The following is an 11490-nucleotide window of genomic DNA, read 5'->3' as shown; positions in this document are numbered from 1 at the left end:
CCGGAAATCGAGGACCACTGTGACTGTAAAGAAATTCAACCTGCCGGACGTTGGCGAAGGCCTGACCGAGGCCGAGGTAGTGGCTTGGAAGGTCAAGCCGGGAGACGTCGTTGCCATCAACGATGTCCTGTGCGAGATCGAAACCGCTAAGTCCCTCGTCGAGCTCCCGTCGCCGTTCGCCGGCACTGTCACGGAGTTGCTCGTAGATGAAGGCATCACCGTGGAGGTCGGCACGGCGATCATCGCTGTCGCGGAAGGCCAGGACGGCGAAGCTCCGGCGACGGCCCCTGCGCCGGACGTGCCTGCCGTCGAAATGCCCCTCTACGGCAAGCTGCCCGCCGACGACGACAGCAACGACAACCGCCCGGCCGGTGGTCCGTTGGTGGGTTCAGGTCCCAAGGCCGACGCCGTCAAACGCCGGGCCCGCAAACGTCCGGCCGGCGCTGTGGTCGAGGCTGCCGCAGTAGCTGAAAACGCGGAGGGCACAGTTCAGGATCACCAGGCTGTCCTGGAAGCCAAAGCAGCCGAAGCGCCGGTACCCCACCGTACGACGCCGGCACGCGCCGTCGTCGAGCCTGTGACCCAGGTGCCGGACGGCCAAGCGCCGCAGCCCGCAGCTTCCCGGGGTGCGGCTATCAGCGGCACCATCAGTGGCCTGGTCAACAAAGTCCTGGCCAAGCCGCCGGTGCGTAAGTTCGCCCGCGATCTTGGCATTGACCTCGCAGATGTGGTGGCCACTGGTCAGCGCGGTGAGGTGACCCGCGAGGACCTGGTGAGCTACCAGGCGCAGCGGGACGCCGAACACGACCAAGCGGATAGTTTCTGGGGTGCGTCCAAGAAGCCCCAGGACCAGCGCGTGGAGCGTTTGCCGGTCAAGGGCGTACGCAAGGCGACAGCCAAGGCCATGGTGGAATCGGCGTTCTCCGCTCCCCACGTCAGCATCTTCGTGGACGTGGATGCCAGCCGCACCATGGAGTTCGTCAAGCGACTCAAGGTTTCCCGGGATTTCGAGGGCATCAAGGTCTCGCCGCTCCTCATTCTCGCCAAGGCAGTGATCTGGGCGGCTGCCCGCAACCCCAGCGTGAACGCAACGTGGGTGGATAACGCCGACGGTAATGGAAACGCTGAGATCCAGGTCAAGCACTTCATGAACCTGGGTATCGCGGCTGCAACCCCACGCGGTCTCATGGTCCCCAACATCAAGGATGCCCAGGACCTGTCGCTCAAGGAATTGGCCTTGGCGCTCAACGAGCTGGCCACCAAGGCCCGTGCAGGCAAGACGCAACCAGCTGAAATGCAGGGCGGAAGCCTCACCATCACCAATATCGGTGCCCTGGGCATTGATACAGGTACGCCAATCATCAATCCGGGCGAAGTCGCCATCATCGCGTTCGGAACCATCAAGCAGAAGCCGTGGGTTTTGGACGGTGAAGTCATTCCGCGCTGGATCACGACACTTGGCGGTTCCTTCGACCACCGAGTAGTGGACGGCGACCTGTCGGCTCGCTTCATGGCTGACGTAGCAGCCATTCTTGAAGAACCGGCGCTGTTGCTTGACTGACCAGAAGGCGGGCCCAACCTCGGGCCCCAACCCGGGTTCCGGCTTGGAGCCCGGGATCGGCATGCCCGGGCATATGCCTCCCCAGATGCTGACGGGTCCGTGGCGCACGGTTGCCCGGGTGTTGACTGAGGTCTTCCAGCCGCCGGCGGTGGTACTGGTCCTGCTGTTGATTAGTCCTGCCATTGAACCTGGATTCCCTGGGACGATGTGGTTCGGGCTGCTCGGAGCCTTGTTCGTTTGCGTCTTGCCGCTGTCCTACGTGTTGGTGATGGTCAAGCTCGGAAGGATTACGGACCACCACGTCAGCGACCGCAGGCAGCGGCCCGCGCTGCTGCTGATGGCGCTGGTATCTGTGGTGGCCGGACTGGTGGTACTCCAGGTGCTGGATGGGCCCGTCAGCGTTTCGGTGATGATCATCGCGCTGATCGGCGGCATCGCGGTCCTGGCCGTGGTTAGTGCTTTCTGGAAGATGAGCGGACACGCATCGGCCCTCGCTGCGGCCGTCGTCATAGTTGTCTTGATGTTTGGCCCCGTGTGGCTTCCGCTGCTGCTGCTCGTGCCGGCCGTGGGCTGGTCGCGATTGGTCCTGCGCGCCCACACCCTGGGCCAGGTCATTGTGGGCTCGTTGTTTGGTGGCGTGGTGATCGCCGGCTTGTGGTGGCTCTTGCGGGAGTGGATGCTCTAGCCGCTGGCCCGCTGGCCCGCTGGCCCGCTCAAGCCGGCAGGGACACCGTTCGTCCACTCCGAACAATCCGCAGCGGGGCGGGCCTGTCCACCACCAACTCAGGAATTGAGTTGGCAGCGAACTCAAGCCGGTCATCGGACCCGTGGCCGGAGAAACCGTTCACCGCGGCCGAGCCCACGAGTTCCGCCCCGGCGGCCGTGGCCATCCGGAAGCAACGTTCCAGTTCTTCATCGGTCAAAGCACCGGTACGGTAACCCAAGAGGTGTGCACGGTCCAGCATGCTGCCGGTGCCGAAGGGCGACCAGGAATCGCGGACTCCGTCTGATCCGAGGGCAACCCTGACCCCGTGGCTCTCCATGAGGTCCAATGCGGGGACTGGATCCGCACCCAGGGCACACGTCGCCATCCACATCCCTGCCTCCGCCATTGCGTCCAAGGTGGCCCCCAGCTCCGGTTGGGCGGGATCGCAGACAGCAAATGCATGCCCGATGGTGACCCGTCCCTGCAGGCCTTCCGCCAAGGTGCGCTGCGCGATCGCACGCACTTGCGCCAGTCCTTCCGGCCCCGCGTCGTGCAGGTGGATGTCCAGGTCCCTGCCGTGCTTGTTCGCGAGTCCGAAGACGGCGTCGAGATGGCCGTGAAGATCGCCGTCCACTGATACGGGGTCGATGCCGCCTACGAGATCGGCTCCCTCCGCCAAGGCGGCTTCCAGAAGCTCGAGGGTTCCGGGATTGCTCAGCAGGCCAAACTGCGGGAAGGCGACGATCTGCACGTCCAACAAAGGGGCAAGCCGTTCAGCGGCCGCCCTGACGCCGTGGATATTTTGGAGGCCGATTTGCGTGCCAACGTCCACATGCGCCCGCATGGCCATGGTCCCGTTGAGGACGGCTTGCCGCATGAGGGAGTAGGCGCGGTCCTCAACGGCGTCCTGGAACGAAAGCTGGGCCTTGAGGTCGTTCCCGATCAGGTCGGAGAGCGTATGGGCGGGTGGGCGGGACAGCCAGTCGGCGCCCCACGTGGTTTTGTCCGGGTGTATGTGCGCGTCCACGAAGCCCGATGTCAGCAGAAGAGACTCCCCTTGAGACAGTTGGGCATGATCCATCGGCATCGCAGATGTAGTCACATGGGTCCTCTCTCCAGTTCGGTATACCAAATATCCTAAGCATCGAGTGCCGGCGCAAGCAACAGCCTAAATGGCAACAAAACACTGAAGCCGGCATGACCCGATACAAATTTTGGGATACCAAAGGCTATACAAGAGCCGCAGCACCCTCTAACCTAATGAACACCATTCATTTATGTGATGCGGATCGCATCGAGGAGAACGCCATGTACACCACCCCAACCAGCGCCACGGAGGGTCCTGCATCAGGGCCAACGCTCAAGCGCGTCCTCGGTTTGCCCTCACTCGTCGCCTTCGGCCTGACCTCCATGGGGATTCTCTCGGTGGTGGCGGTGTACGGGGCCGGGACGGAGATCAGTGACGGGCATCTGCCCGCGGCCTATATGGCGGCGTTGGTTGCCATGCTGTTTACGGCCCACAGTTACGGACAGATGGCGCGACACGTCCCCGTGACCGGCGGCGCCTACGCCTATGCTTCCCGCGCCTTCGGCAAGCCTGTGGGTTTCATGGTGGGTTGGGCCATGATGCTGGATTACCTGTTCCTGCCCATGGTGAACTTCCTGCTCTTCGGCCTCTACCTCAACAGCTTGCTGCCCGGAATACCGCCTCAGCTGGCAGTCTTGGCCTGTCTTCTGGTGGTGGGACTCTTCAGCGTGATCGGCGTTGCCTGGATTAAGAAGATGAACTTTGCGGGGGTGACCGCTTCGGTCCTTGTCATCCTGGTCTTCGTTGTTTTGGCAGTCCTCAACGCCCCGGATCTCACATTTGGGAATGTCATCCGCCCCCTTACGTTGGGGGACGGGGGAATAGCGCCGGTCATGGCCGCTGCGGCCATTGTCGCCTTCGCTTTCCTGGGGTTCGACGGCGTCTCCACCTTGTCCGAGGAAGCCCGCAACCCGAAGCGGGACGTTCCTCGCGGCATCATCCTGTCCACGCTCTTCGCAGGATTGGGTTACACGCTGTTTTCGGTGGCGGGAAGCCTGATTGCACCGGAGTGGAGGTCCCTCGAAAACCTCGACGCCGCCGGCACGGAACTCATGCAACGTGCCGGAGGTGACGTACTGATGGTGGTGTTCGTGCTGGTGAACCTCGGTGGGCTGGTCCTCTGCGGTACCGCAGCCCAGATGAGTGTCAGTCGAGTCATCTATGCCATGGGGCGGGACCGGATCCTGCCTGGGGCGTTGGCCAAGCTGAACGAGCGGTTCCGCACGCCATATGTTGCCGCCCTGCTTGTCTCTGCGGTCTCCCTGGTTGCCCTGTTTATTACGTTGGAGCAGGCCGTGTACATGATCAACTTCGGAGCTTTGATCGCCTTCGCAGTGGTGAACCTGGCAACCATCAAAGTGCTGTTCTTCGATCTAAGGAAACGGGGACCCAAGGGGATACTGCGAAATCTGGTCCTGCCGCTGCTGGGCTTTGCTTCCATTGCATGGTTGTGGACATCACTGGCTTGGTTCACGTACCTGCTGGGAGCGGTTTGGCTGGCCGTGGGGTTGGCGATCCTCGTCGCGCGGCGCCGGAAGGCCGGCGGTCGCCTGGACCTGACTTTCGACGACGGCACTCCCGACGGTGAGGCAGCTCAGCCTTCCGAGGTGGCTGGCAGCCGCTAGAACGCGGGGTAGTTGACCAGCAGTGCCTGAAGTTCCGTGGTTGACATGTGATTGGCCAGCTCCACGCTGATGCCCATCGCGACGGCGGCCACCGTCATCATCGCGACGCACGCGACGGACAGGAAGCGCCAGTCCTTGCGGAATACGCTGCCAATGGTCTCCGGCATGTCGAGGCTCGGGGAGATCATGTTGGGGGCGCTGTCCCAAGAGCCGTCGTCCAGCATCGCGATGATGCGGTCGTTGGCGCGGTCGAAGCGCATGGTGCTGATGTTGTTGCCGTGGCGGGCAAGCAGGATGTCGTGTCCCACGCGCTGGCGCGGCTGCAAGGTAAGCAAGGAAGTTCCCCTGAAATCGAGAAGTGGATGGTGGCGCACGCCATTGGGAGCATCTCGATTTTATAACGGTTAGGTCTGCGCGCAGGCCCAAAATACGCCAAGCGCCGGGTGAGTCTCCCCACCCGGCGCAGTGATTCAGCTCGCTTTATGGCTGGTCGGTCTTGGCAATATAGACATCGCAAGGGGCGGTGTGGGCAACCGTGTTGGCCACACTGCCCAGCACCCGGCCCAAGCCCTGCATGCGCCGGTTGCCCACCACGATCAGGCGGGCGTCCTGCACTTCGGCTTCCTTCACCAGGGCTTCGCCCGGCTTGCCGCGGGCGGCCGAATAGGTCACCTCAAGGCGGTCATCGGCCAGCCGCTCCGCCACAGCGCGGGCAACAGCTTCAGCCTCGGCGGCGTCGGACACGATCCACTTGTCCGTGCCGATCTCAACCACCTCGGTGCGGTTGCTGTCGAAAGCACTCACCACGCGAAGGCTGGCCCCCAGTCCAATGGCCAGCTGCTGGGCTGCCCGGGCAGCCCTCATTGCTGTCTCGCTGCCGTCTACTCCGACAATCACAACTCCGGTCATTGTGCTGCTCCTTCATTGGTGGCTTTGATGGCTTCCGCCAGGACTGGTGCCAGGCGGCGGACGCCTTCGGCTATCGTATCCGGGGGTACTGCGCTGAAGGCGAGGCGGAGCTTGTTGGAGGGTCCGTCCGCCGGGGAGAATGCCGCGCCGGGGATGAAGACGACGCCGGCGTCGATCGCCTTCGCCAGCAGGGGATAGGTGTCCACGCCCTCGGGAAGCGTGACCCACACGAAGAAGCCGCCGTCCGGCCGGGTCCACGTGAGTCCTGCGGGCATGTATTCGTCCAGCGCGGACAGCAGTGACTCGCAGCGCTCCGCGTACAGCTTCCGATAGGTATCGATCTGGCCTTCCCAGTCGTATTCGCGGAGATATGCCGAGACGAGCATCTGGTTGAGCGGCGGGGGGCAGAGCGTTACGGCCTCCGACGCCAAGTAGAAGCGCCGCTGCAAATGCGCGGGAACCAAGGCCCAGCCGATGCGAAGCCCCGGAGCAAAAATCTTGGAGAACGAGCCGAGGTAGATCACGTCGTCCGGGTTCGCTGCGCGCATGGGAGCAATGGGATGGCCGTCGAACCGCAGCAGCCCGTAGGGGTTGTCCTCCAGGACGATAATATTCGCTTCGCGGCATATATTGACGATCCGCTGCCGGCGCTCCTCGGCCAGGGTGATGCCCGAAGGGTTGTTGAAGTTGGGGATCGTGTAGAGGAACTTGATGTTCTTTCCCTCTGACTGAAGCGCCGCGATCCTGGCCTCAAGAAGCTCAGGTACCAGGCCGTCGTCGTCCATTTCGATCGGTTCCACCTGCACTTGGTACGCCTCGAACGTATTCAGGGCCCCCACATAGGTGGGGTTTTCGACGAGGACAACATCGCCGGGGTTGCAGAAGACCTTGGTGGCAACGTCCTGTGCGGACTGGGATCCGGCGGTAATGACCACGTTCTCGGGGATCGCGTCCGTGATTCCCTCGGCGGCCATGATCTGGCAGATCTGTTGGCGCAGCTCTTCCGTGCCTTGGCCGCCGCCATACTGCAGGGCGGTCATGCCTTCTTCGGCGATGATCCGCGCGGCAGTCTGGCCAAGCTTCTCCAGGGGCAGCGACTGCAGGTACGGGTTGCCCCCGGCGAGGGAGACAAGGCCCGGCCGCATCGAGATGTCGAAGACATCACGAACGGCGGACTGCTTGATGTTGGCGGCCCGCGCGGAGAACAGTTCCTCGTGCGGGTGGGCGGCCGTGGCGGCCCGCTCAATGGCGTCGATGGCTTCAGCGGGCAGCGTTGCGCCGGCATCCAATGTTTCGTGGGTCACAGTGACAGGATACTCCTCGATGTTGCTAATGAGGCAACAGTTGTTTTCGAATCAATTCCATTTTCGCAGGCTGAGCTTTACGCCGGCATCGGGAGCGGCTGGAATGTAGCTATGACAGCGCACCGGGGATCCGTGACCAAGGCCGAACAGTTCCACAAACTCCACGACGCCGGGCCCACGCCGCTGGTGCTCGTGAATGTCTGGGACGCGGCCTCCGCCCGCGTCGTCCAGGAAGCAGGCGCGACGGCGATCGCCACCTCAAGCTCGGCCGTCTCCTGGAGCCTCGGGTTCCGGGATGGCGACCACGTGCCGTGGGGTTTGGCCATGGCGGCATTGGGGCGAGTGGTCGGTGCCACCACGTTGCCGGTTACCGCCGACATCGAGACAGGTTACGGGCGTACGGACGACGAACTTCGCGCCACGGTCCACGCAGTCCTGGATGCCGGAGCCGTAGGGATCAACATCGAAGACTCCGCCACGGAACCGCTCACTGACATCGACGAACAGTCGCGCAGAATCGCCCTCATCCGCGCCGCTGCGGACGATCGCGGCATTCCGCTGTTCATCAACGCCCGCACGGACACCTACCTGTCGGGCCAGTTTCCTGACACCGCCTACGTCGAAACGCTTCGCCGTGCCGAGTCCTACCTCAGGGCGGGTGCCGACGGAATCTTTGTGCCCGGCGTCGTGGATTTGCACGTCCTGCATGAGCTGTCCAGCCGCATTCCGGCGCCGCTCAACGCTTTGGCAGGCGTCGGGGATCCGTCGCCCCTGGAACTGCACGACGCCGGTGTCCGTCGCGTCAGCATCGGCGGCAACGCAGCCAAAGCCGCTTACGCCAAGGTGGCCCGGGTAGCGAAGGAAATCCTTGGCGACGGCAACTGGGCCGGGCTGGCCGGAACGCGGAGTCACGATGAGATGGACGCACTGTTCGCCCAGGGGCCCAAATACAGCCTGTGAGGCGGTGGAACGCGCGACGGCGGCACCCGGCTTTAATGTCGGACCCCACCGATAGCGTGGGTGGCGTGGAAGACGAGGGGAGGGTCCATGGCACGGCGTAGTGTGCAGTTCTGGCGGATCGAGCAGCTCAACGGTGACGAGCTCAGCCGTCCCTTTCCGGCACGCCGTGTGGCCGAGGTCCTGAAGAAGGCGAAGGACGCTGGAACGGACAGGCACTTCACCAGCGTGGACGGGACTGTGTTGCTCGCCCAGGCCGCGGCATCTTCGCCGCATCCCGTGCTGCTCTTGGACCGGGTCCGGGACACCAACCTGCCCAGTGTTGGGGACGCCCTTGGCCGGCGAAAGCCGCTGCCACTCGCTCCGGGCGACCACCTCCTGGAGACCACCTACTTCGCGTTCCTGAAGCGGAACGTCATCGCGGTCCTGACCAGTGGGAACGGTCCCAGGGCTTCGCGGCTGGGGGAGTACCTCGGAGAGATGTTGGGACTGGAACCCACTCTGGTTCCTGTGGTGAGGGAGGATATCGAGGAGATCCTCACTCGGCTCGAGGTCAGTCGCTTCGAGTTCGCTATTCCTGCCGAACGTTTGTCCGGGAAGCTTATGGAGGGCGAGTGGGCTGATGTGCTGGACAGCGCCTCCCGGCTCATGAACGAGGGAACGTTCCGGATCTCCCTGAGCGTGGGCCGGTCCGGTAAGGCGGAGGACAAGCAGCGGATCCGGGACCGCATTCAACGGTTGATCGACCTTTTCCGCAGCGCTGGCTCCGTGGAGCACTTTGACTACGTGGTGGCAGAAGGCAAAGACTCCCTGACTGGTGACCGCGAAGTGGTGGACCTGCTGAAGGAACGGTTCATTTCACACATTGAGGTGGACCCGGACGTCTTCAACGATCCGCAAAAGTCGGTGGCCGAGGCCATTGCCATCCTCAACAATCAGGCCAGGGACAACGAGGCCTTTTTTGCGAGAACCCTGCCGGACGTCAAGGGCTCCGCTGACTCGAGTCTTGTGCCGGACATCGTCGCCGGTGGGATGGCGGCCGCAAGGGAGGCCCTCCCTGTGTCTACCGCCAGTGCAGAGGCCGAGGGGGGTACGGCCCATGAGCTTGTACGAGGTTGATATCGAGCGCACTGGGCGGCGTCGAAGCGTCTGGCGGTGGTTCTTGCTGCATCCCGCTGCCGACTACCTGTGGGCTGTGCTCGGGGTCCTGCTCTGGCTGGGGATTGCGATGCTCGCGAGGCAGCCGCTGATGGTGGAAGGTGCGGATACTGACGCCCGGAGAACACTGCTTCAGACCCTTGCTACGTTGGCCGGTGCCACGGCCGGACTGACACTCACCAGTGTTTCCATGCTCATCAACGTCCTGGGCAAAAAGGCTGCGCCGGGCCAACGGGAACTTCCCTTGGAAAGGCTCTCTGCCGCCCACCGGCGCCAGATCGGCGAAGTCTTCTTGTTCGCCATTCCCGGGCTCGGCCTGCTGGTGGTTGCTGCCTTGGTAACGATTGTGCTGGAAGGAGATGCGCCCACGGGTCTTTGGATTCCCGAGGCCGTGGTGTTCGTGCTGGCGTTCGCGTCGGTGCTCGCTCTCCTGAGAGTGGCCTGGGCGCTCCGGCGGGTGCTGGCGATCGCAACGGCTTGATCATGTGGCCGGCCCGCGCCGGTTGGTCTACTGCAGCACGTCGCAGCCCCGCTATTCCGTCGCTGGCCCACCACGGAACAGCGGGCCCACCACGGAACAGCGGGCCGGCAACGTAGTAGTCAGCCAGGCTTCATCGCACGCTCAGTGCCTCCGTCAAGGTCCGGCCGTTGACGTAGATCTCGGCCCGTGTCGCACCACTGGCCGAAACGATGGTGTGCGTCAGTTGGGCCTGGATCCGTGGGATGTCGCAAATGCCCCCGGGCCGCAGTGATCCGCTGAGGTTCACCACCACCGTGGAACCGTTCATGTAGCCGGAGAGATATCTCAGCGACGAACCCGCGAGGGCGTCGTAGAGCGCGGCGTCACTGTCCAGTGGCATGCCCGCGCCCAGCAGCCGACCCAACGCCACGGACAACGGATCACCGGGAACGGCGACGCCGCGGACCGGCACCAGGCTGTCATTGCACCCGAACCGAACACCCCGCGCGCCGCCGTCGTCGATAGCCACGTAGTAGACCGCTGGCCCGTAAGCGTCCACGTCCACTGGGATCACGGTGTCGGTTGCCGAAGGTTCGGGCGCGCTGGTGCCTGGCTCCGGTGAAGGCTCGACGGCGGAACCCGGCTCAGTGGCGACTGGCGAGGGAGTGTTGGCGGGAGCAGGCGATGGTGCCGGGGTCGCGGGCGGGGGTGGCGCGGCAGGAACTGTAACCGACGGTGTGCCCGGACTGGAGGCAGCAGACGGTGGAGCAGCCGTCGCCGAAGCCACGGGCAAAGGGCTGGTGGTCGAAGGCGGTGAGCTCACCGTAACCGTCGGGAGGGGGCCTTTTTCGGCTGGAGGGGCGGCCTCCGGGACTGACGTGCAGCCAGCCACCCAGAGACTGAACGCGAGGCAGGCAGCCGCGATCGCCGTCGTACTTTTGGATCCCCGCCCGGCATGCATGACAGCCCGCGCTCCTGTCCGTCCACCTGTAACTCCAACGTTAGGCCCGGGCAGCGGGGAGCAACATGCCGCTAGGGTGACGGTTCGGACAAGAGTTGGTCACGCCCGGCCGGCAAGAACGCAAAAGCCCCCGCCCGCGAAGCTGCGGAGCGGGGGCGCTGCAAGCGAAAGGACTAGGCTGCTGCTTCTTCGTCCTGGACTGCGGTCAGGGGCTCGAAGATGCCCTTGATCTGCTCCACGACCTCGGCGTCGTCCTTCGGGTGCAGTTCAGCGAAGCGAATCATGGAACCCGGGACGGCCAGCTTGACGTCCTCCAGGACCTTGGCGCCGGCGATGCCAACAGCCTTGCGGGCCTCGTCCTGCGCCCACACGCCGCCGTACTGGCCAAAAGCGGTTCCGACGACGGCGGTCGGCTTGCCGGAGAGGGCGCCGGCGCCGAAGGGGCGGGACAGCCAGTCGATGGCGTTCTTCAGCGAAGCCGGAACGGTGCCGTTGTGCTCGGGGGTGACCAGCAGGATGGTGTCGGCGTCGGCTGCGGCGGCTCGGAGGGCAGCGGCTTCGGCGGGGACCTGGCCTTCTACGTCGATGTCCTCGTTATAGAACGGGATGTTGCCCAGGGAGTCGTGGATCTGGACGTCAACGTTCTCCGGCGCGTTCAGCTGGATGGCTTCGGCGAGCTTCTTGTTGTGGGAATCGGCACGGAGGCTGCCGACGAGGGTCAGAACGGTGCTCTTTGACATGGTGTCTCCTAAAAGTCTGGCC

The 11490-nt window shown here is 64.0% G+C and carries 12 protein-coding genes; 6 read left to right on the top strand and 6 right to left on the bottom strand.

Annotated features, from left to right (window positions below):
* Window positions 1-19 precede the first annotated feature (19 nt).
* Both FQP90_RS17220 and FQP90_RS17215 read left to right on the top strand, forming a co-directional pair.
* Window positions 20-1561, top strand: a complete 1542-nt coding sequence (locus tag FQP90_RS17220; protein WP_144652294.1) for a dihydrolipoamide acetyltransferase family protein — start codon at window positions 20-22, stop codon at window positions 1559-1561.
* Window positions 1562-1649: 88 nt separating this feature from the next.
* The gene (locus FQP90_RS17215; protein ID WP_144652375.1) at window positions 1650-2246 is read left to right on the top strand and encodes a phosphatase PAP2 family protein; all 597 of its coding nucleotides are present in this window, start codon (window positions 1650-1652) and stop codon (window positions 2244-2246) included.
* Window positions 2247-2274: 28 nt separating this feature from the next.
* Here the strand turns inward: FQP90_RS17215 and FQP90_RS17210 are convergent, their stop codons facing one another.
* Window positions 2275-3369: an amidohydrolase gene (locus FQP90_RS17210; RefSeq protein ID WP_244296819.1), complete on the bottom strand. Its 1095-nt coding sequence runs from the start codon at window positions 3367-3369 to the stop codon at window positions 2275-2277.
* Window positions 3370-3575: 206 nt separating this feature from the next.
* Between FQP90_RS17210 and FQP90_RS17205 the strand changes: the two genes are divergently transcribed.
* Complete coding sequence (locus tag FQP90_RS17205; RefSeq protein ID WP_144652293.1) at window positions 3576-4979, top strand: APC family permease; 1404 nt, start codon at window positions 3576-3578, stop codon at window positions 4977-4979.
* On the opposite strand, the gene FQP90_RS17200 is transcribed toward FQP90_RS17205, so the two are convergent.
* The 3 genes from FQP90_RS17200 to FQP90_RS17190 all read right to left on the bottom strand — a co-directional run bounded on the left by FQP90_RS17200 (window position 4976) and on the right by FQP90_RS17190 (window position 7192).
* The gene (locus tag FQP90_RS17200; RefSeq protein WP_144652373.1) at window positions 4976-5287 is read right to left on the bottom strand and encodes a hypothetical protein; all 312 of its coding nucleotides are present in this window, start codon (window positions 5285-5287) and stop codon (window positions 4976-4978) included. The genes FQP90_RS17205 and FQP90_RS17200 overlap by 4 nt on opposite strands.
* Window positions 5288-5459: 172 nt before the next feature.
* On the bottom strand, window positions 5460-5888 hold the full coding sequence (locus tag FQP90_RS17195; RefSeq protein WP_144652292.1) for a universal stress protein: 429 nt from the start codon (window positions 5886-5888) through the stop codon (window positions 5460-5462).
* Complete coding sequence (locus tag FQP90_RS17190; protein ID WP_144652291.1) at window positions 5885-7192, bottom strand: aminotransferase-like domain-containing protein; 1308 nt, start codon at window positions 7190-7192, stop codon at window positions 5885-5887. Before FQP90_RS17190 ends, FQP90_RS17195 begins: the two co-directional genes overlap by 4 nt.
* A 111-nt stretch (window positions 7193-7303) precedes the next feature.
* Between FQP90_RS17190 and FQP90_RS17185 the strand changes: the two genes are divergently transcribed.
* The 3 genes from FQP90_RS17185 (at window position 7304) to FQP90_RS17175 (ending at window position 9788) form a co-directional block, all read left to right on the top strand.
* Window positions 7304-8152 carry an isocitrate lyase/PEP mutase family protein gene (locus tag FQP90_RS17185; protein ID WP_144652290.1) on the top strand — a complete coding sequence of 283 codons (849 nt, stop codon included), beginning with the start codon at window positions 7304-7306 and terminating at the stop codon, window positions 8150-8152.
* An 87-nt stretch (window positions 8153-8239) separates the two neighbouring features.
* A complete protein-coding gene (locus FQP90_RS17180) occupies window positions 8240-9268 on the top strand; it encodes a hypothetical protein (RefSeq protein ID WP_144652289.1) in 1029 nt (342 codons plus the stop codon).
* Entirely contained in the window at window positions 9249-9788 is a 540-nt protein-coding gene (locus FQP90_RS17175; protein ID WP_144652288.1) for a hypothetical protein, read from the top strand. The genes FQP90_RS17180 and FQP90_RS17175 overlap by 20 nt, the downstream gene beginning before the upstream one ends.
* A 130-nt stretch (window positions 9789-9918) precedes the next feature.
* Here the strand turns inward: FQP90_RS17175 and FQP90_RS17170 are convergent, their stop codons facing one another.
* Entirely contained in the window at window positions 9919-10554 is a 636-nt protein-coding gene (locus tag FQP90_RS17170) for a GerMN domain-containing protein (RefSeq protein WP_244296818.1), read from the bottom strand.
* A 347-nt stretch (window positions 10555-10901) separates the two neighbouring features.
* Window positions 10902-11468, bottom strand: a complete 567-nt coding sequence (locus FQP90_RS17165) for an NAD(P)H-dependent oxidoreductase (protein WP_090824260.1) — start codon at window positions 11466-11468, stop codon at window positions 10902-10904.
* Window positions 11469-11490: the final 22 nt, after the last annotated feature.

It is taken from the genome of Paenarthrobacter nitroguajacolicus, assembly GCF_007786235.1.
GTDB classification, from domain to species: Bacteria; Actinomycetota; Actinomycetes; order Actinomycetales; family Micrococcaceae; genus Arthrobacter; species Arthrobacter nitroguajacolicus_A.
This window is presented reverse-complemented; position numbering and strand designations above follow the sequence as displayed.